A 22,588-nucleotide genomic window follows, 5' to 3' on the forward strand; every position below is an offset into this window, starting at 1 on the left:
CTAAAGGAGTGTCGCGGCAAAGAGTCCGAGCGCGGTCGCCGACAGAACCAGCGTGGTCACCCATCCGAACCCCTTCAACCATCGAGAAAGGGTGAAGCGTCCCATCACCTTCGGGCTCGAAGCGAGGATAACCATCATCCCCATCACCGGGGCGGCGACCACCCCGTAAATAAGGGCCGCCCAAAAGAGGGCCTGAATCGGATTGATCCTCAAAAAATTGAAGGCCAACCCCAACAACATCGCCGCGGCGAGGGTCGCATAAAAGCGCTTCGCCCGGCGCGGCTTCTGCTCCAGCCCCACCCGCCACTGCATCGTCTCTCCGATCGCGTAGGCCGCCGATCCGGCCAGAACCGGAATCGCCAGCAGGCCGGTCCCGATCATCCCCATCGAAAAGAGAACGGAGGCAAACCGGCCCGACACGGGGCGGAGCGCTTCCGCCGCCTGGGCGGTGCTCTGAATCTGATGAATTCCTTGCGTATGCAGGGTCATGGCGCAGGTCAGAATGATGAAGTAAGCGATCAGGCTCGCGAACGCCATTCCAGTCGTCGTGTCGATTTTCATCCGCTCGAACTGTTCCGGCGCCTGCTCCGGCGCCTCCTTCAGCGGGGCCTCTCGATGATGGTTCTTCTGCTCCTCGGCCTCCCCGGTCGCCTGCCAGAAAAAGATGTAGGGGCTGAGCATGGCGCCGAGCAGCGCGACAAAGATCGTCAGGTAGGCGCGATCGAACCGGAGGGAGGGGAAGAGCGTCGCCCCGACGACCTCCCGCCACGGAATTTCCATCACGAAAGCGGTCGCCGCATAGGCAAGGAGGGCCAGGGTCAGCCCCTTGAGGTAAGGGACATACCGGGAATAGGGAACAAAGACTTCGAGAGCAAGCGAGAGCAGAGCAAACGCCGTCGAGTAAACAAGGGCGGGTCCGCCGATGAGGAGTTTCATCACTTCTCCCATGGCGTTTAAGTCGGCCCCCAGCCCGATCGTATTGGCGGTGAAGAGAGCGCCGACCAACGGATAAACCAGCCGCTTCGGAAAATGGTGCCTCATATTCCAGGCAAGGCCGTGTCCGGTGACCCGTCCGATCTGCGCGCTGATCTGCTGGGCCGTCACCATCAAAGGATAAGCGAAGAGCGCGGCCCAGAGCATCCCGAACCCGAGCTGCGCGCCGGCCTGCGAGTAGGTGGCGATCGCGGTCGGGTCGTCGTCCGAGGCTCCGGCGATGAGACCCGGTCCCAATTTTCTGAAGAGATCCCTGAGCATCTTCTTTCCCGGCGCGAAGGTCAAAGAGATCGGTTCGATCTGATCGGGACCGGCCGGCCCGCCTCATAACGTTGCCGCACGTATTCGGTCAGAACACCGAACTGATAAACGCTCGGATCGCTTCCCGGATGTCGCTCGACGACCCGCGCGACGGCGGGAGCGATGTGAAATCCCCGCGCCAGGATCAGATAGGCGATCGCGACCGTCGGCGCCCGGCCGATCCCCTGCCGGCAATGCAGATAGACGCGGCGTCCCTCTTGATGCCAGCGCCCGATCTGTTCCACCGCCGCCGCTAATCCCTCGACGGTCGGAACCCCGTCCCACCCCCCCTCCCCGCCATCCTGAATCGGGACGTTCGCCCAGGCGAGGCGGCGCACCCCTTGAAGGCACATCATGGCCGGCTCCCCTTCAATCAGGTGTTCCTGAAGGCTGAGGACGGCATTGATCCCCTCCCGGAACAACACCCGAAGATCGGCATCGGTCGGATAACACCCCAGCGCCAACGTCTTCTCATCATCGACCCAACAGAATTGAAATTCCATTCTTCTTGCCTTCCATTCGTAATTCGTAATTCCTCATTCCTAATTGCCCTCAAGCCGCTTCCTCATAATAATCGAGCCCCGAATGATGCAGCACCTCTTCGCCGGCCAGAATCCGCAGCGTGTTGGTCAGCTTGAGATGCTGGACGAAGAGGTCATGCATCGGGGCGAGATCGGGCCGCGCCATCGGCGCTTTGAAATAAAACGAGAGCCACTCCTGCGTCCCTTTGAGCTTCGCCCGCCGGGCGAGATCCATGAAAAGAATCAGATCGAGGACCACCGGCGCCGCCAGGATCGAATCGCGGCAGAGGAAGTTGATCTTGATCTGCATCGGCTGCCCCATCCAGCCGAAGATGTCGATGTTGTCCCATCCCTCTTTGGCGTCGCCGCGCGGGGGATAATATTCGATCCGCACCTTGTGGTAGAGCGCGTTGTAGAGCTCGGGGTAGAGGCCGGAATCGAGGATGGAGCTCAAGACCGACGATTTCGTCACCTCCTTGGCATGGAAAGAGCCGGGATCGTCGAGGACCTCGCCGTCCCGGTTGCCGAGGATGTTCGTCGAAAACCACCCGCGCACCCCGAGCATCCGCGCCCGCAGGCCCGGCGCCAGGATCGTCTTCATCAAGGTTTGGCCGGTCTTGAAATCTTTCCCCGCGATCGGGACCATCCGCGCCCGGGCCGTCTCGGCGAGCGCCGGAATTTCCACCGAGGTATTCGGCGCCCCGTTCACATAAGGGATGCCGAGCCGGATCGCCGCATAGGCATAGATCATCGAGGGGGAGATGTCGGGATCGTTCTCTTTCAATCCCTTCTCAAACGCTTCGATCGTCCGGTGAACTTCTTTCTGTTCCTGATAAATCTCGGTCGATCCGCACCAGACCATGACGAGACGGGAGAGGTCGTTCGCCGTCTTGAACTCCTCCATCTCTTTCATCAACGCCTCGGCAAGATCGATTTTCCGCCGCCCCTGTTTGACATGGGGGCCGCGCAAATTCCGGAGGAACTTCGGATCGAAGACGGCGGGAAGGGGCCGGACCGACCGGAGCTCTTCCCGCACCGCATTCAACTGCTCCGCCGGGAGGACCCCCGCCTTGATCGCCGCTTCATGGCCGTCGTCGGGGAAGATATCCCATCCGCCGAAGACCAGATCGGTCAGGGGGGCGAGCGGGACGAGCTCCTTGATCCCTTTCCAGCGGGGCCGGGAGCGCTTCCCCAGCCGGACCCGCTCCATCTGCGTCAGCGAGCCGACCGGTTTCGCCAGCCCTTTGTTGATCAGGTGGACCCCCGCGATCAGCGTCGTCGAGACCGCGCCGCCGACCCCCGGAATCAAAACACCGAGTTTTCCGGAGGCGGGGGCGATGGCGCGACCCCCTCCTTTTTCTTCCCGTTTCACACGCTTCATGATGCAACCCTACCCAAAGTGGTCGCCTCCGGCTCCGGCCGGCGGCGATTTAAAATCTCGCAGGCATACCGTTCCAATTCCGCCGCCCGTTGAACGGCGGTATGCTCCGCCAGCACCCGGTCGCAGGCCCGCAGGCCAATGGCGCGCCGCGCCTCTTCGGGGATCTCGCGCAGAGTGCGGAGGGTCTCTTCGGGGGAGCGGGAGAGAAGAATCTCCTCCCCCGGCTTGAAAAAAGTCTCCAGCCCCGGCCAGTGATCGCTGATGATCGGCGTCGCGCAAGCGGCCGCCTCGAAGAGACGGACGCTCGGCGAATAGCCGGCCCGGATCATGTCGGCCCGGGTCACATTCAGTGTAAATCGCTGCGCATTGTAAAAGACGCGGTGGCGCGACGGCGGCAGATGCTCGATCCGGTCGACATTAGAAGGCCAGGAGAGGCTTTCGGGATATTTGGAGCCGGCGACGACGAACGATCCCTCGCCCCATCGCCGCGCCGGCTCGATCAATAGACGATCGAGCGTCTCCTGCCGGTCGAGGCTGTAGGTCCCCATGTAGCCGAGCGACCAGGTCGGCTCGGCCTCCTCCGGGTAGTAAAGATCGGGATCGACCGAGCAGTACAACGGCCGGGCCATCGGCGATCGGTACTCCCGCTCCAGACGTTTTAAAATCGGACCGCCGGTGAAGGAAAGATAGAGGTGATACCGCGGGATCAGCGCCTTGGAGAGGTAGTCGATTTCGCCGCGATCGAGCTTCGCGAGGGTCACCGGGGTGTCGATATCGTAAAACGCCGTCACCCCCCGCGCGGTGGAGGTCACCCACTCCCCGATCGCAATCCCCTGCGGAACGTACGATCCGACGATCACCAGATCGGCCTCTTCGACCTGTTCGGTGAAACGCTCTTTCAGCTCCTCCAGATTCTCATACAGTTCGAACCTCCCATGGCGCGGACGCGGGAGATCGCGGTTTTCGGCATACCAGGGGACATTTCGTTCGAAGAAAGTGAAATCATGGCCCCGCGCGCGGAGCCCCCGGACCAGACTCCGGTAAGTGGTGGCATGTCCGTTCCCCCAGGAGGAGGTAATCGACAGGCCGAAGATCACGATCGACATCCTTGATCCGCTCATGACATCCCCCCCGTCTGGACCGTTTCCCTCCCTTCGAGCAGCGCCTCCAGCTGCGCCGCCCGATGGGCGTAGGTATGCTCCGCCAAAATTCGCCGCCGCGCCGCTTCTCCGATGCCGCGGGCGCGCTCGGCGGTGAGCGCTCGAAGCTGCTCGGCTACCTCCAACCCATCCCGCGCGACGAGAACTTCCTCTCCCGGATTGAGGAAAAGTTCAATCCCTTCCCAGGCGTCGGTGATCAGACAGGCCGCCGCCCCCGCCGCCTCGAAGACCCGGGTCGCCGGAGAGAAACCGTTGCGCGCCATGCTCTCCCGGGTGATGTTCAGGACCGCCCGCGGGGTGCAGTTAAAAGCGTTGTGATCCCGCGTGTAGAGATGGCCGACGGCGTGAACATTCGGCGGCATTCCCTTGTCCCCCCATCCGCTCCCCGCCAGGAGAAACCGGGCGGCGGGGAGGGCCTCGGCCGCTTTGAGGAAAAACGCTTCGACCCGCGCCTCCCGGTCGGGAAGGCGGTTTCCGAGAAAGGCGAGCTCCCCTTCGAACCTCGGATCGGGAGGGACCGGATGATGCGTCTCCGGATCGAGCGCATTGTAGACCGGCACACAGGCCCGCGCCCCGAGCGACCGATAGGCCCGCACCACCGGATCGCCGCCGCCGTAGGTCAAGATCAGATCATAATGGGGGATGAGCGATCGGAATGGATCGGCGGGATCTTTCCCGACCCGATCGAGGGTGGCGGCGGCATCGACGTCCCAGAAGATCACTTCTGTCCCGGGCCCGCGCATTTCAAGCACGGCCGACTCCAGAAGTTCATCGAAGACCCCGACGCCGCTCGCTTTGACGATCAGATCGGCGCCGCGCGCCTGCGCCAGCGCCTTCGCCACGGCCGCCTCCTGGTTGGGATAGACGACCACCTCGGCCCACGGTGGATCGGGGATGTCCCGATGCGCCTGCCGGCCGTAGGCGTCCGGCTCATAAAAAGTGATCTGGTAGCCCCGCCGGTGCAGGGCGCGGATGATGCCGCGATAGTAGGTCGCCGCCCCGTTCCAATAAGCGGAGACAAGGCTCGATCCGAAAAAGGCGATCCGGGGCCGCCGGTTCATGCGGGAACCTCCTTTTCTTCGGGTAGATTCAGACTCGCAAAAATCGTGAGGAGCTGATCGACTCGATGGGCGCAGGTATGCCGTGCCAGGATCGTTACACGGCCGTGGGCGGCCAGCGCTTCCGCAGAGGACCGATCGTTGAGGAGCATTTTCAAATGCCGCTTCATCTCCTCCCCCGTCCGGGCGACGAGGAAGTCGGCGCCGGGGGCGAACAGCACCTCCCGGTCGTCCCAGGGGGTCGAGATCATCGGGATGCCGCAGGCGAGCGCCTCGAAGGGGCGGATGGTCGGGATGCCGGGAAGAGCCCGAACATACGGCCGCCGCGGGATATGGACCGTCACCCGGAAGCGGGCGAAGACCTCCGGCACTTCATCGTTCGGAAGCCATCCGGCATAGCCGATCCCGGCCTCGACGAGGGCGCGGCGGCCTTCTTCGGGGTAGCGGACCCCGTGGACACGCGCATTGAGACCGAGCGCTTTGACCGGCTCCAAAAGGAAGGTGTGTAGCTCCTCGGTCCGCTCGTTGTCTCCCCAGTTGCCGATCCAGACAAGATCCCCCTCCCGCTTCCCTTCGATTGGGCGAAAGAGGCGGGTGTCGGCCGCCTCATGCCAGGTCCAGGCGGCAGCCGCCCAGCCGCGGGAAAGATAGAGATCGCGGATCACCCGCCCGTAGGCGAGGACGCCGTCGTAATGGGCAAGATCGTACCGGGCCATCTCTTCCGGCGCGGTGACGCTTCGATGATGGGTGTCGTGGAAGAGAAGCCGGTAGCCTCTGCTGCGGGCGCGATGTTGTCCGATCCGCCCGACCAGATCGGGGGGATTCCATTCGTGGACCACGACGAGGTCGGCCCCGTCGAGCGCTTCATCGAGATCGATTGCGGCCGGATCGTAAAAAGTGCTTCGCAGCCCCGGGTAGGCCCGCTGAAAGCGGTCGATCGCCGCGGGCCCCTGCTCCGCGAGGAGGCTGCGGAGGCTCCACCCGTCGCGCGGCTCGAAGATGCGAAGTTCGTGGCCGCGCGCGATCAGCTCGCTCGCCACCCCGCGCAAGAAATGGGCGTTACCGTGGTTCCAATCCGAGATCAATGAGTGATAGAAGAGGACGATCCGCACGTAAATGCCTCCTGTTCGTTTATCATCTTTTGATACAGCATGAGATACCCCGCCGCCATCCGGTCGGACGTATAGCAGTCGGCCTGGGCGCGGGCCCGGCAGGCGATCGACTCCCGCAGAAGAGGATCGTCGATCAATCGCTGGAGGACGGCCCGGAGCGCCTCCGGATCATCGGGAGGGACGAACAGCGCCGCCTCTCCCCAGACCTCCCGAAGACTCGGCGGATCGCCGAGAACGAGCGCGCAGCCCGATAATGCCGCTTCGAGGGGGGCGAGACCGAACGGTTCATACCGGGCCGGGAGGACATAAATTGCCGCCCGCGAAAGCCAGCCGGCGAGTGCGGCCGCGGAGAGCCGGCCGAGCGGTCGGAGGGCGTTGAACGCGACTTCCTTCCCATCGGGATAACGCGACTCTCCCGCGACAAAAACCGGCCAAGAGAGATCGTGTGCGATCCGGTCGAGCAGGGCGACATTCTTCGCCTCATCCCAGAGCCGCCCCGCGGTGAAGATCAAAGGCTCCTTCGGATGCGCCGTAAAGAACGAGGCCTCTCGTCCGTTGGGGATCACCCGGTCTCTCTGCAGCGGACCGTAATATTTCCGGAGCTCGGCGAGCATCGCCCCGGTCGGCGCAACGACACAATCGGCCTTCTGCAGCCCTCGTGAAACCGCTTCACGGTAGCGGTCCCAGGCGGCGGGCGCCTCCTCTCCCTTCACACTCCGCCACCAGGAGAGGACACAGGAATGCCCGGCGACCAGGACCGGCGCTTTCCAAGGAAGCGCCCCGTGCGCGTAGCCGTTGAGATGGATCAGATCGGGATGAATTTGCCCCTCCAAATCGAGCAGCCATTCGCCCGCCCGGGCGACCTCCTCCCACGGCGACTCCATCCACTCCAGCTTGAACGCGCTCGGATAAAGCGTGAGATTCGGCATCGCTTCGGCTTCGGCCCGCTGCTCCGGTCGAATCGGCGCCCCCATCGTCGCAAGGGATACCGCCACGCCGTGCCGGCCGAGGGCGCGAGCCAGCTCCAGCGCATAGGTCCAGACCCCGCCGACGGTGTCGGCCGTCATCAAAATGCGGCGGGGCGCTTTTTCATGATGAATCGCCATAAAGATCAAAAGACGGAAGGGGGGAGTCAAGCCGACCGTCTTCCGCGTTCTCCTGTATTCGATTCCAGCATCTGTAACGGAATGGGCCGTTGTTCCTGAATATCGCTGAATGCTTCGTACTCTCGAAGATAGTGCGCGTGCGCCCGCTCCCACGCTTGCTCGTCTGGGAGGCCCCATTTGCGGACGTAGTCGGGGGAGCCGGGGTAGGGAAAGAGCGGAACCGGCTTGTTCGCCCAGACCCCCTCTTTCGCCAGACGCTCCCGCCACGCTTCGATCGCCGCCGGATCGTCCATGTGGGCTTCGAGGAGGTTCGCCTGGACAAAGGGGACCTGCCGCTTGGCATCGATCAGACGCGCGACGATTTCGTCGGTGGAGAGCCGGCTCGGTTTATCGAGCCACTTTCTCCCCTCCGGGCTGATGCTTTCGACCCCCGCTTCGATCGACACGCAGCCGGCCCGGCCGAGGAGCGCCAGCATCGGCGGGCTCCAGAGATCGATCCGGGTCTGGACGCCGAAGCGAATCCCCCGCTCCGCGATCCCCTCCAGAAGCGGCTTGCTCGGGAGGAAGATCTCGTCGATGAAGTAGAGATAGGTCGCCCCCGCGTCGATGAGGCCGTCGAGTTCTTCCAAGATGACCGGCAGGGGGCGCTTGCGATAGTCGTCCCGGAAGTTCTCCTTCGCGCAGAAGGTGCAGTGATAGGGGCAGCCGCGCGAGGTCTCCATCTCGGCGCCGGGGCCGTCGGGGGGGGCCTCGAACCGATGGTGATGGTGCGGATGCCGGGCGAGGCTCTCGCGCGACCAGCGGAGCGGCGGCAGGGCGGCCATGTCGCAGGCATGCGGCCCCCCCTGGACGCGGATCTGGTCTCCCGCGCGGTAGCAGACCGACGGGACCTCGTCCCACGCCCCGATCGGTTTCCGGATGAGAATCGGCAAGATCTCCTCCGCTTCGCCGAGGATCACGGCGTCGACCCCGAGCTTCTTCAAGGTGATGGTCGGGGTTGTCGAGCCGTGCGGGCCGACGGCGATTAATGTTCCGCCGGCCGGCCGCAGATCGGAAACCGTTTCGAGCGGGATCCGCAGCTCCGGCGGCGCGCAGCGCCAGAAGAGATAGCTCGGCGCGGTGGTGATCACGGAAAAATCAGGGGCGAAGGCCGCCACGCGGGCGCGGATCTCTTCCCGCGAAAGCCCCTCCGCCAAGCCGTCGATGAGGAGGACCTCCGCGCCCTCTTCCTCCAGCAAGGCCTTGGCGTAGCCGTATTCCAACGGGAGATGGACCTCGCGGCAGCCGAAGTAGATGCTTCCGTCGAAGGTCCAATGGGGATTGACCAGCGCGACCTTCATGCCGCCCCCTTTCCGGCGGCGCGTCCGCTCCGTACCTGCGACGCGCTGCGCGCGCGGGCCCCGCGAAGCGCCGGCTTTTCGGAGCGGGCCTCCCGCAGCCATTCGTAGAGCAACCGAACCCCTTTCTCAACGCCGACCCGGGGCGACCAGTCGGTCGCCGCTTGAAATCGGCGGGTGTCCGAAACATAGTAGCGCTGATCGGCGAGCCGCCACGGCTCGAAATGCGTCGTCAGCGGCCCCTCTCCGATGGTTTCGATCAGATGGATCAACTCCAAGAGACTGGTCGTGTTCGACGGCCCGCCGCCGATATTAAACGCCTTTCCCGAGAGGGAGTCGATCCGCCCTTGGGCGAGGAGGAACGCATCGATCAGATCTTCGACATAAAGAACGTCTCGAACCTGCCGGCCGTCGCCGAAGAGGGTGATCGGCCGGCTCTCCATCGCGCGGATCATGAAATGGGCGACCCATCCCTGATCTTCGGTCCCGAACTGATGCGGACCGTAGATACAGCTCATCCGGAAGACCGCCGCGGGGATGCCGTACGTGCGCGCGTAGTCGAGGACGTATTGATCGGCTGCCCCTTTCGAGCAGCCGTAAGGGCTGTGAAATTCGAGCGGCCGGGATTCGCCGATGCCGTAGGTCCGGATCTCCGGCGCTTCCGGCTCGTAACGTTTGATCCCCTGCCGAAGGGGGAGATTCTCCAACTCGCCGTAGACTTTATTTGTCGAGGTGAAGAGGAGGGGGGGAGGGGTCTCCAAGACGCGGATCGCTTCGAGCAGATTCAGCGTCCCGCGCGCGTTGACCTCGAAATCGTCGATCGGCTCGGTAAGGCTCGTCGTGACCGCCACCTGCGCGGCGAAATGAAAAACGGAGGCGGCCTGCCGGACGGCCCGCTGCAGCGCAAATACGTTGCGCACGTCGGCCACCGTCACCTGCAGGCGGCTTCCGTGCCGCTCGCGCAGCCAACGCAGGTTCTGCTCCACCCCGGCGCGCGAGAGATTGTCGAAAATCAAAACCGGGCGTCCCGCCTGAAGAAGGCGGTGCGCGAGGTTCGTCCCGATGAAGCCGGCCCCTCCCGTAATCAATACGGGTCGTTCCTTTTTTCCGTTGATCATCGCGTCAATCCCCGGGCAGCGAGTTCCGCGCGGGCATCCGACACACGATCGATCGCCACCTGCCCCTTCAACCATGACGCCAACTCGACCAACCCTTCCTCCAATGTGACGCGAGGCTCGTACCCGAGGACCTTTCGGGCGCGGGTGATATCGGCGAAGCAGTGCCGGATATCACCGGCCCGGTATTGTCCGGTGATCTCAGGCTGAATCCCCTCTTTTCCGAGCGCCGCCGCCATCCGGTCGGCCACCTCCCGAATCGTATAAGAGCGGCCGCTTCCGATGTTCAACGCCTCCCCGGCCGCCTCCGGCACTTCCAAGGCCAGCCGGCAGGCGCGCGCCACATCATAGACGCTGACGAAATCGCGCCGCTGGAGGCCGTCCTCAAAAATCAACGGCCGATTGCCGTTCAGCAAACGGCTGGCGAAAATCGCCAAGACGCCGGTATAAGGATTGGAGAGGGCCTGCCGGGTCCCGAAGACATTGAAGAAGCGGAGCGCGACCGCCGGGAAATGATAGGCGCGCCCGATCATCAGACAGATCCGCTCTTGATCGTATTTGGAGAGGGCATAAACCGAAGAGAGACAAGGCGGCTTCGTCTCCGGCGTGGGGATCGGATCGAGGATTTCTCCTTCGGCATTCCGGACCTCCCATTCGGAGGCCTTGAGTTGCAGCAGACTCCGTTCCGACTCGGGCATCAGGCGACCGTCGGCCGCCCGGTAGAGCCCCTCGCCGTACAAGCTCATGCTCGATGCCACGATCAGCCGCTCCACCGGCCGCTCAATCAACGCTTCCAGGAGGACGGCGGTGCCGAGGTTGTTCACCTCGGTGTAACGCGCGATCTCGTACATGCTTTGGCCGACGCCGACCGCCGCCGCAAAATGGTAGACGGCATCGACCCCTTCCAAGGCGCGCCGGACCGCCGTCCGGTCGCGAACGTCTCCCACGATCAATTCCACATCGGGATGTAGATAATCGGGCCGCCCCGCGCGGGGGCCGTGGACCTGCTCCGAAAGATTGTCGAGGGCGCGGACGCGATAGCCGTGCGCGAGGAGTTCATCGGCCAGATGAGAGCCGATGAAACCCGCGCCGCCGCTGATGAGAATCTGCTTCTTCATGTAGGACTCCTTACCTTCTTAAAAATGGGTTCATCCAACTTGCGAGTTGCGCAAAACTAAAAGCAAGAGATATGCCCCGAACCTTCACGCCGACACCACGGCATGGAACAGAGAAAGACCGAAAGGTTATCAACAGAAAGATTAACAGGATGTCCACAAGAAGGATGTGAGGCGCACTACACGAAGAAGCGCCGCAACACGAAATCGATCCCTCCGTAATCAGAGATGAAGTTCAAAACGCCTCTTCCTCTACCGAGAATCGAATGGCTCTCCTCACAATTTATTTTGTCATGGCGCGAGGTCATGTATCGCCGCCCCGCTTCCACCGTCTCTGCAATCCCGCTTACATTGCCACAACATTCGAAAAAGATTTGCAGAGAGTTCAACAGACCCTTCACCTCGGAAAAATTCTTTCAGCGGAAAAATAGTGCTCCTTCCGGATGGAAGAGGAGCGGCGTCGGATTTGCATTCTCTACCGCAGCAGGACAGGCGTGAGCGTACCGATGATCGAAGCGATCAAGTTCTGGAATGAGCCGAACAATCTTTCTCATTGGGATTTTACGATCGATCCGGAGTGGAAAGAGTACGTGCGGATGACCCGGTCGGCGGCGGAGCGGGTGCGCGCCCTCTGCCCTTCCTTACGCCGGGTGCTGGGAGGGATCTCGCCGATCGATCCGAGCTTCATCGCCCTTCTCGGCCGGCACGGCTTGCTGGCATCGGTCGACGTGGTGGCGGTCCACGGCTTTCCGCTCGACTGGAATCACTGGCAACTCGAAGAGTGGCCGAAGAAGATCGAAGCGATCGAGAAGGTGACCGACCTTCCGGTTTGGGTCACCGAGGTGGGGGTCTCCACCTTCGGGGCGGATGAAGTTCAACGCTTTGGATTGCAGCGGACGACGGCGCTTTTATTGGGGCGGGTCGAGCGGCTCTTCTGGTACAGCCTTCTCGATCTCCCCCCGGCCTGGGAGGCGACGACCCGCCACAAAGAGAGCGAGGGAAGTTCATATTACCGGCATTTCTATATGGGATTGGTTCGGGACGACGGCACGCCGAAACCGGCGCTCGATTGTTTCAACCCCGAGATGGGGATCTGCCAGTGGTTTCACTTTCAGGATCACCGCCTTGAATCGGCGGTCGCCTGGCTGCGGCGGATGGGGGTGAAAAAACTCCGGACCGGGTTGAGCTGGGCCGATTGGCACCGGCCCGGCGCCGTCGACTGGTTCGATCATCAAATGGCGCAACTCGCCGAATTCGACCTGACCCTTACCCTCTGCTTCACCCCCCCCTCGCGGGGGCGCCTCCCGCATTACACGAGTCCTCCCTTGGTGCCGGAGGAGTTTGCCGGATTCGCCGAGTGGGTGGTGCGGCGGTATGTCCTCGGTGAGAAAAAGGAGACCGACATGCCGCGGCGGATTCTCGATCCGATGAAGCCCGAGGGGGACGGCATCGCCCCGGTCAGATCGGATCGTTGAGAGAGGCCAGCGGGGTGGAAGAGGCGCTTGCGAGAAGCCCCTGCGTCTGCCGCCGGACGAGAGAGGCGTAATAGCCGTCAGCCTTCATCAGGGCTTCGTGATCGCCGCTCTCGATGATCTCCCCCTCCTTGAGCACCAAGATTCGATCGGCGCCGACAACGGTAGAGAGGCGGTGGGCGATGACGAAGGTGGTCCGTCCTTTGACCAGCCGCGCCAGCGCTTCTTGAACCAGCGCCTCCGACTCCGCATCGAGCGCCGAGGTCGCTTCATCCAAAATGAGGATCGGAGGATTCTTCAGCAGCGCGCGCGCGATCGCGATCCGCTGCCGCTCTCCCGCCGAGAACCGGCCTCCCCGCTCCCCCACCAGGGTCTCATATCCTTCCGGAAGACGCGCGATGAATTCGTGGGCATAGGCCGCCTGGGCCGCTTCGATGATCTCGCGCTGCGAGGCGCCCGGTTTGCCGTAGGCGATGTTGTTTCGGACCGAATCGTTGAAGAGCAGCGCCTCCTGAAGGACCACGCCGATCTGCCGCCGGAGCGATCGCTGCTTGAGGGTCCGCAGATCGGCCCCGTCGACGAGGATCGCGCCGGCGGTCGGGTCGTAGAGCCGCTGGAGCAGCGCCATGAGGGTCGTCTTGCCGGCGCCGCTCGGGCCGACGAGGGCGACCATCTCGCCCGGCCGGACATAGAGGTCGATCCGGCGAACGATCGGTTTTTTTTCATTGTAGGCAAAGCCGACACCGGAGAAGAGGACCTCCCCGCGGAGCGATTCGACTTCCCGCGCGTTCGGCGGATCGGCCAGCCGGTCCTGCGCGTCGAGAATCGCGTAGATCGTCTGGAGAGAGACCGAAGCGCGCCGGAGGGTTTGGTAAATCCCGGTGAGACCCTGGACCGGTCCGAAGAGGCCGCCGACGTAGCCGAGAAAGGCGACGAGTGTACCGAGGGTCATTTCGCCCCGGAGAATCAGAACGCCGCCGAAGGCGATCGCCGCGATCCGGGCCAGCATGACGATCCCGTTCTTCGCCGCGCCGACGCCGGAATCAAAACCGACCCCGCGCGCCACCACCGCGTTCGCTTCACGGACGCCGCTCAGGAAACGTCGCTTCTCCTCATCTTCCATCGCAAAGCTCTTCACGGTCATGATGCCGGAGAGGACTTCATTGAAGCGCGAGTAGATCTTGGCCCAGCGGTCGAGCAGCGTCCGCTCCCGCCGGGTCTGCGGCTCGGCCGCCCAGGCGCCGATCAACGCCGGGAGCGGGGTGAAGGCGAGCACGACCCACGAAAGTCGCCCGTCGAGCCGGAGCATCAGAACAAAAGAAAGGGCGAGATAGACCAGCGCCGGCAGGACATTAAAAGCGATTTCGCTGAGCGCTTGGAGAAACCCCTGGATTCCCCGGTCGAGCTTGGTCATGATCCCGCCGACGCTTTCTTCTTTGTGGAAGGCCAGGGGGAGCGAATGGAGGCGGTCGACCGTCGCTTCCAGCAGCCCGTAGTGGACCCCGAGCCGGACGCGCCAGGTGAGCCAGCTGGAGAGGGCGAGGATCGCTTCATGGCCGAGCCCCAGCGCCAGCAGCCCGCCGACGGCGAGCCCCACCGTCTGGAAGGTCCCCCCGCCGCCGAGCTCGTCGAAGAGATATTTGAGAACCAGCGGCTCCACCGCGCTCAGCGCCGCCCCTCCCAGCGTCAATCCGAGGATCACGAATACGACGCCGCGGAAAGGGCGGATAAAGATCAGCGCCCGCCGTCCTTGCGAAAGCCACTCCGGATTTGTTGTTTGATCTCTCATGAAATCGATCCTCTACTCCCTTAAAATCATCCGTCTCCCGGAAGTTCAAAGGGAATAGGCTACCAGATCGACCGGCGGCTGCAATTGGGAATCGGCCTTAGTTTCGGCGGGGAAAAGGAGATAAAAAGGGACCTTTGCACCCGAAGGGCGATGCAAAGGTCACCGGATGTGAGGGGTTAGATGTCTTTGGCGAGGGAGGAGATCAGGCGGTGCTTAGCCGGCCCGGCGCAGCGCGCCGGTCGGCAGGCGTGAGGCCGCATGGCCGTTTTGTTTCGTTCCGGCCGCTCGAATCGGAAGGGTCTTTTTCGAAAAGACATATTCTTCAAAATAGGCGATTGTCTTCTTGAGTCCTTCTTCGAGCGGGATCTTCGGCTCCCAAGAAAGCAGTTTCCCCGCCAAGGTTATGTCGGGGCGGCGCTGTGTCGGATCATCCTGAGGGAGGGGCTTATGAACGATCTTGGAGCGGGACCCGGTGAGGGAGATGACCTTCTCGGCCAGCGCCAGCACGGTAAACTCCTCCGGATTTCCCAGATTCACCGGCCCGGTCACCCCCGGCGTCTCCATCATCCGGATGATCCCTTCGATCAGATCATCGACGTAGCAGAAGGAGCGGGTCTGGTCGCCGTCTCCGTAGACCGTGATCTCATTTCCTTGAAGCGCTTGAAGGATGAAGTTGCTCACCACCCGTCCGTCATTGGGGGCCATGGCGGGTCCGTAGGTGTTGAAGATCCGGACGATCCGGATATCGATCCGGTACTGGCGGTGGTAATCCATCATCAGGGTCTCTGCCACCCGCTTTCCCTCGTCATAACAGCTTCGAGGACCGATCGGGTTGACGTTTCCCCAATAAGACTCCGGCTGGGGGTGGACTTCGGGGTCTCCATAAACCTCCGAGGTGGAGGCTTGGAGGATGCGGGCTTTGGTCCGTCGCGCCAATTCCAGCATATGGGTGACGCCGAGCACATTCGCCTGAACGGTGCGGACCGGGTCGAACTGATAATGGACCGGCGAAGCGGGGCAGGCAAGATTGTAAATCCGATCGACCTCCAGATCGATCGGATGAACGATGTCGTGCCGGATCGCTTCAAACCGGGGATGATCCAGGAAAGAACGGATGTTCTCCTTTGACCCTGTGAAGTAATTGTCCAGGCAGAGGATCTGATGCCCCTGCGCGAGGAGCCGCCCGCAAAGATGCGAGCCGAGAAAACCGGCGCCGCCCGTGACCAAAATTTTCTTTCGCTCTGGATCAAAGCTTGAATGCATACGACTCTCCTCTACTCGTTCTCATCCGGTTCTTCATCACGGCAGTGCAGAAAAAGTGCAGCCCCTTTCCATCGGGATCGGTCGGTTTGCAACTGCATGAACACTGCCACTCTTCATGAACTCCTGTTTTTCGATTATTTTATGAAGGGAAGACGCCCCCTTGTTGATCGCCACCGTCCAAGGCGACGATCATGCAGGCACTAAAGAAGCAAAAGAGATGCCGATCAGAAAGAGAGCAACACAAAGGTATTCCCCGTCACAATGTTTGCAAGGAAACGGAACCGAGTTCGCCATGAAGGGCGGCCCTGTAACGCTGAGAGAGAGATTCGAACCGCGCTGCATCCGGGGCGGGACCGAGCGCCTCCGCGGCCAGAGTCGCGTACCCGAGGCGATAGGCCAGGTAGGCCACTTTATAAAAGTGCAGCCGGTCGAGGAGACGCGGGTCGTTTGCGAGCGCCTGATACCGGCCGAGAAATCGTTCCTCGTCGCGGAAACTGAAGCCGAACTCGACACAACAGCCGGCGAGATCCCAGGCGATCTCCTGACCGCCTGGGAAAAAATGATCGTCATGATGATCCACGCCGTCGGTTTTCAAGTATCCCGCGGAAGTTTGAAGCCACTCGTGTGGGAACATCCTTCCGTCGATCGCCGCCGGCCGCTCCTTTTCAAAGAGGGCTCGAAATCGCCCGAGCCGATCCAACGCCCCCTCCCATCCTTTTCCCAGCCCTTCGCTGAGATTGATCCGCATCATTTCGATCATCTCATCGAAAGACCGGCGGCGGGAGGCCGGGAACGTCTCCCTAAGAAACGCGAGATAACGCGCCATCGTCTCGATCAACGAGGAATCGGCTTCCCCTCCGGAAACCGGAGCGCCTTCTACATACTCCATCACGAGAAAGCCGTGCGCGAGACCGACCACCGGCGGGCCCCATCCGGCGCCGGCCAATCGCTCCGCGCGTTCGCGTTTCGATCGGCCATAACGTCCGAGGCCGGCGAACTTGAGCAGGCGCGGTTTCTCTTTTGATTCGAGCGACAGATACTTCCGCCGCTCATGTTGAGGCTGAACCGGAGGATAGCTCAATTCATTTTGATAAACGTGAGAGCGCCATCGGCCGCCGGAAAAATCAACAAACGGGCCTTGCGGCAGGGAGGAGAAATATTTCTCTCGATTCAGAAAAATCTCCTCGAAGGAAGTGGCGATCTTCCGGTGTCTCGGCCAGCGCCCCCGCGCCGCCTCGGAGCGGAAGCGGCTTCCGTCCGGCTCCCAACTCGGAAAGAAGAAAATTCGGTCGTCGGCCACACCGAGTTCGGAAAGCTTTCCCGCGACGGAGGTCATCGAAGAACCGCTCAGGCCGGGCCCTTCATCGATGATGAGAAAATAAGACCCCTTCTTCTGAACAAGCTCTTTTTCAAAAGAGGAAGAGAGGCGGAGGAATCGGTCGAACGGATGCCCGCGCGGCCGGACCGTGTAAGAGCAGATCGAAAAACCGTGGGCTTCAAGGGGGGCGGCCACCACCGCGGAGAGGCTGGTGCCAATGCTCCGGATGCCGATGCAGACCGCCGGCTGCGGACCGACTTCTTGAACCAATCGAAGCGCCGACTCCAGATAGGTTTCTGGATAGAGGCCGTAATAGGCATATCCTTCCGGAACACGCTGGGCGATTTTTGGAGGAAGAGTGGAGAAAAGCGGGTCTTTAAGCGCGCGGCCGAGCCGGGACGGTATGTCATCGGTCTGAAATTGCGCGCTCCGGGCGCTTCGCGCGCTTCGATAGAAAAGACGTCCGATCAATCGGCTCGCCTGCCGAAGCCGCCGTAAAAGGGGACCCTCCGAATCGAAATCGGGAGAGAGGGCGTCGGCGACGGCCGACTCGAAGACCCCCCACTCGATCAAAAGCTCCACGATCCGATCATGATCGCGGAATCCTTCTTTTTCCAAAGAGAAGAAAAGCGCTTGAAGTTGAGCAAGTTGTTCGGAGGCATCCACCACCTCTTCTTGTCCGCCGTAGACGATCATCTCGATCCCCGCCTCCCTTGGGGATCATTCTACAATGATCTCGGCGGACGATGGAACGGTTCCCATTGCAAAGCCGCTTGACAGAGCGGACACCGCCCCCCCTTATCCGCTTCGGGCATCGACTTCGGCGGCCAGCCGCTGGAGCCCCTCGGAAATCTTCACCCGATACGGGGGGGCTTCTTCCAGCCGACGCAGCGGCTCCGGAAGGCGGGCCAGTTCGGCGGCGGCGCGCCGGCGCGCTTCGGCAAGGGAGGGAGACGGGGCGAGACGCCGGCCCGCGCGCATCATCGGCTGGAGGAGCCCTTCCCCTTCCTGCGGGTCACCCTCCAGCGTGAGAAGATCCTCGGCGATTCGTCCGTCCGGGCCGCTCCGGCGATAGACCTGTTTCCGTCCCGGCCAGGTGGCTTTTCCCTCCGACCGCTTCCGGCGCGCCCGCCCCGCATATTCCTGAAGCTTGTAGGCGCAGTCGAGGTAGGGGACGTCGGCCGAGGTGTCGAGGCGGGAGCCGATGCCGAAGCCGTCGATCGGGGCCCCCGACGCCAGCAGGTCGCGCACGACCTGTTCATCGAGATTGCCGCTGGCCCAGATCTTCGCCGTCGGCAATCCCCCCTCGTCCAAGATCCGCCGCACCTTTTTCGCATGATCGGCGAGATCGCCGCTGTCAATTCGGACCCCTTTGATCTCGATTCCCTTCGACTTCAGCCGCGGCGCGATCGAGACGACCTTCTTCGCGGCGGCCTCCGTGTCATAGGTATCGATCAGGAGGAGGACATTGTCCGGTTGCCCTTGGGCGAACCGGAGGAAGGCCTCCGTCTCCTCCTCATGGGCTTGAATGAAAGAGTGGGCCATCGTTCCGTAGGAGGGGACCCCATCGGCAAATTCGGCCAAGACGTTGGACGAGCCGGCGAAGCCGGCCAGATAAGAGGCGCGCGCCGCCGTCAAGCCGGCCTCCGCCCCGTGCGCCCGGCGCAGTCCGAAATCGATCAACAGCTTTCCCGGCGCGATCAGGACCGATCGGGCCGCTTTCGAGGCGATCAGGATTTGAAGGTGAAGCAGATTGATCAGGCGGGTCTCGATCAGCTGCGCCTGCGGAAGCGGCGCGGTCACCCGGACGATCGGCTCGTTCGGAAAGAAGACTGTCCCCTCCGGCATGGCATCGACATCCCCGGCAAACCGAAGCTGGGACAAATCATCGATGAACCGATTGCTGAACCGGCCGGTCTTTGCGAGCCACGCCAATTCTTCCGGGCTGAATTGAAGCGACTCCAGGTAGCGGAGCAGCGGCTCCAGACCGGCGGCGATGAAAAAGTTGCGCTCCGGCGGTTTTTTTCGAACAAAAAATTCGAAGACCGCCGTCTCCGCCATCCCCTCCTCAAAATACCCTTGGAGCATGGTGAGCTGATAAAGATCGGTTAACAGAACGCTCGACGGCATTGGATATCACTCCTCATTGAAGACGGTGGCCGTAAGGGTTCAACGACAACAACAGTGAGAATGCCTCACACCTTGTATCCGACACGGCGGAGCAATTCTTTGCGGGACCGCAGATCGGCATCGGTCTCGACCCCTCTCGGCCGAAATCCGTCGATCACCCCCATCACCCCCCTCCCTTGCTCGGTTTCGGCCACGATCACCTCCACTGGGTTTGAACTGGCGCAGTAAATCGTGCAGACCTCTTGAACCGACTTGACCGCATTTAAGACATTAATCGGATAGACCCCGCGCAGCAGGATGAGGAAAACATGTCCCGCGGAAAGGGTAAAGGCATTCTTCGTTGCCAGATCGATCAGAGAGGGGTCGGTCCCGCTCGTCCGAATCAGGCAGGGGCCGGAAGCCTCGCAGAACGCGAGGCCGAACTGGATCCCCGGCACCGCCGTCGCCAACGCCTCGTGAAGGTCGTCCACGGTTTTGATGAAGTGCGCCTGTCCGAGAATCAGATTAATCTCTTCCGGTTTGTCGATCTTGATCGATTTAAATTCCATCCTCTCCTCCTCCGTTGCAGCCACCTGTTTCGGAATATCAACGATCGGCCGTCGCCGCCGGTTCCGTGGCGGATTCGCACCTCGTATGGTATATTTTGGATCGACTTCATGGTATTCATGATCAGCATCTTTTGCAAGTGTAGGGGTTCTTGATGGACTTAAAAAAAACGGCCGCTCTCCTTTTATTTATCCTTTTCTTTACGTTCACTGCAACCTCCCATGCTTTCCCCCCCCAGTCGATTGAACTTCTGCCGGGGTACACGGCGCCCGATTCGGCATCGGACGGAGGTCCCGCCGTCGATCTGCGCTACCTCCTCCACTTCCCCTCCCTCTATCTCGCCGCCGGAATCGGGGTCGGACAGATCAACGTCCCGGCGAATCATCGAAATCTGGCGATCGGAAGCGATCTCGAGATGACCCCGGTCGGCTTCACCCTCCGGCTCTCCCCGCCCCTCTTCGAATCGTTCGTGACCTTTGTCGAAATCGGAGCCGATCGGCTCTTTGGCCTTCACTATGAATTGGATCCTTCCGTGAATACCGGTGAGAACGATATCTGCATTGTCGACCCCGGGATCGGCCCCACCCCCTGCCGGAAAACAACGATCAAGGAGAGTTCGGTCGCTTATCGGTTCGGCGCCGGGATCGAGAAGGTCTTCCGGTCGGGTTTCGGCGTCGGCCTTCATTATACCTATCGCAGGGCAGAGCCCCTTGAACGGGTGGTCAGCGAGACGCCGGAACTCGGCGTGACAGCCACCCGGACGACACGGGAAGACCTCTTCAAAATCAGACAGTCGATCTTTTCAATCCTGATCAGTTATCACTTCCGGTAAGAGACGGCCCCACCCAGGCGACACATGCGTCGCCCCTTTCATTCGACATTTCAGGACAGATCTGCTTGCCTGCGGGGAGGGAGTCGTGTTATGATCTGCCTCCCAATCAGAGATTGAGCGATGTCAAACCGCGTGCAACAATTCTTGGTCGGATCAGGTCTCATCCTTTTGGCGGTGGGGATTGGCCGGATCTATACCCTCTTCACCGCCCGTTCCGAAGATCCTTTCTTCGCCCCCCACCTTTTGGTGACGCTCCTCTCCCTCTGGATCGCCACGTCGATTCTCCGGGTCGGCTTGCGCAAAACGGAGATCACCCCGCGCGGCGCCTTGTCGTTGATCCGATCCGGGTCGATCCTGCTGATGATCTGGAGTTACCGGCTCTATCTGGTCCTCAAAACCGTCCGCTCCCCGCTCGACCTGAAGGCCCACTTCTACCTGGCCTTCATCTATATGGTGATGGGCGCCCTGGTCATGCTCTTCGGATTGAGGACCAGCCGCGCCCTTCGGAAGAAGGCGGCGCAGATCGCCTCTCCCGCTCCGATCCCTCTGACCGGCGCCCTTTCGAAAGATTCCGCAGAAAAATAGCCTTTTTTCCGTCTCGCGATGATGTTAAAATCTCCTTGAAGAGAAATGAACATCGGGTATTGCGATGGCGGTAAAATATCGAGACTACTATGAAGTCCTGGGCGTTCCCCGGACCGCTTCCGCGGAGGAGATCAAGAAGGCCTATCGAAAGCTCGCGCGGAAATATCATCCCGACCTCCAGACCGGTCCAGGCAAGGAAGAGGCCGAGCGGAAATTCAAAGAGCTCAATGAGGCCAACGAGGTGCTCGGCGATCCGAAGAAGCGGGAGAAATACGACCGCCTCGGACCGCAGTGGCAGGAAGGGATGGACTTTACCCCGCCGCCCGGGGCGGGCCCCCGAGAGGGGACCTTCCGGTACGAGGGGGGATTCGAAGGATTCGAGGAGTTCGGCGGTTTTTCCGATTTCTTCGAATCGCTCTTCGGCGACACGATGGGGGCCCGCCGGAGAGGGAGAGGATTCGGCCGCGCCGGCGCCCCCCGCCCGAGGCGCGGCAGCGACGTCGAATCGGAGATGGAGCTCACCCTGGAAGAGGCGATCCACGGGGCGAAGCGGCGGGTCCGCCTTCAGGGACAGGCCCTCTGTCCCGTCTGCAACGGCCGCGGGGTGGTCGGACAACAGACCTGCCCCCGCTGCGGCGGGACCGGCCGGGTCGTCGAAGAAAGGGAGCTGACGGTTAACATCCCCCCCGGGGCGCGGGACGGGGATCGGGTCCGCCTCGCCGGGCAGGGAGAGCCGGGAGAAAACGGCGCCCCTCCGGGAGACCTCTTCATCCGCATCCGGCTTCTCCCCCATCCTCGCTTTAAAATTGTGAATGAAAATGATCTCGAGACGGAAATTGAAGTGATGCCGTGGGAGGCCGTTCTGGGAACCGAGGTTCGGATTCAGACCCTCGACGGCGAAGGAAACCTGAAAATCCCGGCGGGAAGTCGCAGGGGGAAGCGGTTCCGGCTTCGCGGGAAAGGGCTTCCCATTCGAGGGAAAGGACGGGGGGATCTTTACGTTCAACTTGAGATCAATGTCCCCCCGCAGGTGACGCCGGAAGAACGGCGCCTTTACGAGGAACTCGCGCGTCTGGCAAAGGAGAAGCGGTCGTGATGCGGAGAATGGGATCGATCCAAAAATGGATCACCTACCGGAAGGATGATTCGGGTGAAGAGATCTGCTACGTCACGCTCGAGGGGCTCGCGCGGTTGACCCATGTTCCGATGACATCGGTCCGCCGGATGCAGGAAGAAGGTTTGATTGCGCCGATTCGGGGCGAGGAGCGGTTGTTTCCGCAGGAGACCCTTCGCCGCATCGCCAAGATCGAGCGGCTTCGCGCCCAACTTCAGATCGATCTCGGCGGAATCGACATTATTCTCGGTCTGATGGAACGGATGGAGGAGATGGAGCGGGAGATCGCCACCTTGCGGCGGGAGGCGCGGCGGTGAAAAAGCTCTGGCGGCGCTACCGGA

20 protein-coding genes are annotated in these 22,588 nt (G+C 61.9%); 5 read left to right on the forward strand and 15 right to left on the reverse strand.

Going from position 1 to position 22,588, the window contains the following annotated elements; genetic code table 11:
- From MCM46_08000 to MCM46_08045, 10 genes are read right to left on the reverse strand one after another with little or no spacing between them, the layout of a single operon-like run.
- Nucleotides 1-1,254 (reverse strand): divalent metal cation transporter, encoded by a 1,254-nt coding sequence (locus tag MCM46_08000; GenBank protein MCG3111749.1) that lies wholly within the window; start codon nucleotides 1,252-1,254, stop codon nucleotides 1-3.
- 20 nt (nucleotides 1,255-1,274) lie between these two features.
- On the reverse strand, nucleotides 1,275-1,796 hold the full coding sequence (locus MCM46_08005) for a dual specificity protein phosphatase family protein (protein ID MCG3111750.1): 522 nt from the start codon (nucleotides 1,794-1,796) through the stop codon (nucleotides 1,275-1,277).
- 49 nt (nucleotides 1,797-1,845) lie between these two features.
- A complete protein-coding gene (locus MCM46_08010) occupies nucleotides 1,846-3,195 on the reverse strand; it encodes an inositol-3-phosphate synthase (protein MCG3111751.1) in 1,350 nt (449 codons plus the stop codon).
- A complete protein-coding gene (locus tag MCM46_08015; GenBank protein ID MCG3111752.1) occupies nucleotides 3,192-4,316 on the reverse strand; it encodes a glycosyltransferase in 1,125 nt (374 codons plus the stop codon). Before MCM46_08015 ends, MCM46_08010 begins: the two co-directional genes overlap by 4 nt.
- Nucleotides 4,313-5,416 carry a glycosyltransferase gene (locus MCM46_08020; GenBank protein ID MCG3111753.1) on the reverse strand — a complete coding sequence of 368 codons (1,104 nt, stop codon included), beginning with the start codon at nucleotides 5,414-5,416 and terminating at the stop codon, nucleotides 4,313-4,315. The genes MCM46_08015 and MCM46_08020 overlap by 4 nt, the downstream gene beginning before the upstream one ends.
- Nucleotides 5,413-6,525 carry a glycosyltransferase gene (locus MCM46_08025; protein ID MCG3111754.1) on the reverse strand — a complete coding sequence of 371 codons (1,113 nt, stop codon included), beginning with the start codon at nucleotides 6,523-6,525 and terminating at the stop codon, nucleotides 5,413-5,415. Before MCM46_08025 ends, MCM46_08020 begins: the two co-directional genes overlap by 4 nt.
- Nucleotides 6,495-7,631 carry a glycosyltransferase family 4 protein gene (locus tag MCM46_08030; protein ID MCG3111755.1) on the reverse strand — a complete coding sequence of 379 codons (1,137 nt, stop codon included), beginning with the start codon at nucleotides 7,629-7,631 and terminating at the stop codon, nucleotides 6,495-6,497. Before MCM46_08030 ends, MCM46_08025 begins: the two co-directional genes overlap by 31 nt.
- 26 nt (nucleotides 7,632-7,657) lie before the next feature.
- A complete protein-coding gene (locus tag MCM46_08035) occupies nucleotides 7,658-9,073 on the reverse strand; it encodes a TIGR04295 family B12-binding domain-containing radical SAM protein (protein MCG3111756.1) in 1,416 nt (471 codons plus the stop codon).
- Nucleotides 8,968-10,086, reverse strand: a complete 1,119-nt coding sequence (locus MCM46_08040) for an NAD-dependent epimerase/dehydratase family protein (protein MCG3111757.1) — start codon at nucleotides 10,084-10,086, stop codon at nucleotides 8,968-8,970. The genes MCM46_08035 and MCM46_08040 overlap by 106 nt, the downstream gene beginning before the upstream one ends.
- Nucleotides 10,083-11,201 carry an NAD-dependent epimerase/dehydratase family protein gene (locus tag MCM46_08045; GenBank protein MCG3111758.1) on the reverse strand — a complete coding sequence of 373 codons (1,119 nt, stop codon included), beginning with the start codon at nucleotides 11,199-11,201 and terminating at the stop codon, nucleotides 10,083-10,085. Before MCM46_08045 ends, MCM46_08040 begins: the two co-directional genes overlap by 4 nt.
- A 491-nt stretch (nucleotides 11,202-11,692) precedes the next feature.
- Here MCM46_08045 and MCM46_08050 point away from each other — a divergent pair, with 491 nt between their 5' ends.
- A complete protein-coding gene (locus tag MCM46_08050; GenBank protein ID MCG3111759.1) occupies nucleotides 11,693-12,673 on the forward strand; it encodes a glycosyl hydrolase in 981 nt (326 codons plus the stop codon).
- Here the strand turns inward: MCM46_08050 and MCM46_08055 are convergent.
- The 5 genes from MCM46_08055 to MCM46_08075 form a co-directional block, all read right to left on the reverse strand.
- A complete protein-coding gene (locus MCM46_08055; GenBank protein MCG3111760.1) occupies nucleotides 12,657-14,459 on the reverse strand; it encodes an ABC transporter ATP-binding protein/permease in 1,803 nt (600 codons plus the stop codon). The two genes, MCM46_08050 and MCM46_08055, sit on opposite strands and share 17 nt — an antisense overlap.
- Nucleotides 14,460-14,672: 213 nt before the next feature.
- Nucleotides 14,673-15,722, reverse strand: a complete 1,050-nt coding sequence (locus MCM46_08060) for an SDR family oxidoreductase (GenBank protein ID MCG3111761.1) — start codon at nucleotides 15,720-15,722, stop codon at nucleotides 14,673-14,675.
- 256 nt (nucleotides 15,723-15,978) lie between these two features.
- Nucleotides 15,979-17,736 (reverse strand): hypothetical protein, encoded by a 1,758-nt coding sequence (locus MCM46_08065; GenBank protein MCG3111762.1) that lies wholly within the window; start codon nucleotides 17,734-17,736, stop codon nucleotides 15,979-15,981.
- A gap of 102 nt (nucleotides 17,737-17,838) precedes the next feature.
- Nucleotides 17,839-19,170 (reverse strand): nicotinate phosphoribosyltransferase, encoded by a 1,332-nt coding sequence (locus MCM46_08070; protein ID MCG3111763.1) that lies wholly within the window; start codon nucleotides 19,168-19,170, stop codon nucleotides 17,839-17,841.
- 65 nt (nucleotides 19,171-19,235) lie between these two features.
- Nucleotides 19,236-19,718, reverse strand: a complete 483-nt coding sequence (locus MCM46_08075) for an adenosine-specific kinase (protein ID MCG3111764.1) — start codon at nucleotides 19,716-19,718, stop codon at nucleotides 19,236-19,238.
- Between the two features lie 152 nt (nucleotides 19,719-19,870).
- Here MCM46_08075 and MCM46_08080 point away from each other — a divergent pair, with 152 nt between their 5' ends.
- From MCM46_08080 to MCM46_08095, 4 genes are all read left to right on the forward strand, one after another.
- Nucleotides 19,871-20,548: a hypothetical protein gene (locus MCM46_08080; protein MCG3111765.1), complete on the forward strand. Its 678-nt coding sequence runs from the start codon at nucleotides 19,871-19,873 to the stop codon at nucleotides 20,546-20,548.
- 120 nt (nucleotides 20,549-20,668) lie between these two features.
- Nucleotides 20,669-21,133 carry a hypothetical protein gene (locus MCM46_08085; protein ID MCG3111766.1) on the forward strand — a complete coding sequence of 155 codons (465 nt, stop codon included), beginning with the start codon at nucleotides 20,669-20,671 and terminating at the stop codon, nucleotides 21,131-21,133.
- 64 nt (nucleotides 21,134-21,197) lie between these two features.
- Complete coding sequence (locus MCM46_08090; GenBank protein ID MCG3111767.1) at nucleotides 21,198-22,229, forward strand: J domain-containing protein; 1,032 nt, start codon at nucleotides 21,198-21,200, stop codon at nucleotides 22,227-22,229.
- The gene (locus MCM46_08095) at nucleotides 22,229-22,564 is read left to right on the forward strand and encodes a chaperone modulator CbpM (GenBank protein ID MCG3111768.1); all 336 of its coding nucleotides are present in this window, start codon (nucleotides 22,229-22,231) and stop codon (nucleotides 22,562-22,564) included. The genes MCM46_08090 and MCM46_08095 overlap by 1 nt, the downstream gene beginning before the upstream one ends.
- Nucleotides 22,565-22,588 lie beyond the last annotated feature (24 nt).

Origin of the sequence: Candidatus Manganitrophus morganii (assembly GCA_021651055.1) — a bacterium.
Classification (GTDB): Bacteria; Nitrospirota; Nitrospiria; order SBBL01; family Manganitrophaceae; genus Manganitrophus; species Manganitrophus morganii.

What these genes read in the sequence shown, in the direction of transcription:
- MCM46_08035 (MCG3111756.1), bottom strand. Translation starts at nt 9,073, where the DNA reads ATGGCTGCGGGAGGCCCGCTCCGAAAAGCCGGCGCTTCGCGGGGCCCG.
- MCM46_08030 (MCG3111755.1), bottom strand. Translation starts at nt 7,631, where the DNA reads ATGGCGATTCATCATGAAAAAGCGCCCCGCCGCATTTTGATGACGGCC.
- MCM46_08015 (MCG3111752.1), bottom strand. Translation starts at nt 4,316, where the DNA reads ATGAGCGGATCAAGGATGTCGATCGTGATCTTCGGCCTGTCGATTACC.
- MCM46_08080 (MCG3111765.1), top strand. Translation starts at nt 19,871, where the DNA reads ATGGACTTAAAAAAAACGGCCGCTCTCCTTTTATTTATCCTTTTCTTT.
- MCM46_08055 (MCG3111760.1), bottom strand. Translation starts at nt 14,459, where the DNA reads ATGAGAGATCAAACAACAAATCCGGAGTGGCTTTCGCAAGGACGGCGG.
- MCM46_08010 (MCG3111751.1), bottom strand. Translation starts at nt 3,195, where the DNA reads ATGAAGCGTGTGAAACGGGAAGAAAAAGGAGGGGGTCGCGCCATCGCC.
- MCM46_08070 (MCG3111763.1), bottom strand. Translation starts at nt 19,170, where the DNA reads ATGCCGTCGAGCGTTCTGTTAACCGATCTTTATCAGCTCACCATGCTC.
- MCM46_08000 (MCG3111749.1), bottom strand. Translation starts at nt 1,254, where the DNA reads ATGCTCAGGGATCTCTTCAGAAAATTGGGACCGGGTCTCATCGCCGGA.
- MCM46_08040 (MCG3111757.1), bottom strand. Translation starts at nt 10,086, where the DNA reads ATGATCAACGGAAAAAAGGAACGACCCGTATTGATTACGGGAGGGGCC.
- MCM46_08020 (MCG3111753.1), bottom strand. Translation starts at nt 5,416, where the DNA reads ATGAACCGGCGGCCCCGGATCGCCTTTTTCGGATCGAGCCTTGTCTCC.
- MCM46_08090 (MCG3111767.1), top strand. Translation starts at nt 21,198, where the DNA reads ATGGCGGTAAAATATCGAGACTACTATGAAGTCCTGGGCGTTCCCCGG.
- MCM46_08005 (MCG3111750.1), bottom strand. Translation starts at nt 1,796, where the DNA reads ATGGAATTTCAATTCTGTTGGGTCGATGATGAGAAGACGTTGGCGCTG.
- MCM46_08065 (MCG3111762.1), bottom strand. Translation starts at nt 17,736, where the DNA reads ATGATCGTCTACGGCGGACAAGAAGAGGTGGTGGATGCCTCCGAACAA.
- MCM46_08075 (MCG3111764.1), bottom strand. Translation starts at nt 19,718, where the DNA reads ATGGAATTTAAATCGATCAAGATCGACAAACCGGAAGAGATTAATCTG.
- MCM46_08060 (MCG3111761.1), bottom strand. Translation starts at nt 15,722, where the DNA reads ATGCATTCAAGCTTTGATCCAGAGCGAAAGAAAATTTTGGTCACGGGC.
- MCM46_08085 (MCG3111766.1), top strand. Translation starts at nt 20,669, where the DNA reads ATGTCAAACCGCGTGCAACAATTCTTGGTCGGATCAGGTCTCATCCTT.
- MCM46_08045 (MCG3111758.1), bottom strand. Translation starts at nt 11,201, where the DNA reads ATGAAGAAGCAGATTCTCATCAGCGGCGGCGCGGGTTTCATCGGCTCT.
- MCM46_08095 (MCG3111768.1), top strand. Translation starts at nt 22,229, where the DNA reads ATGCGGAGAATGGGATCGATCCAAAAATGGATCACCTACCGGAAGGAT.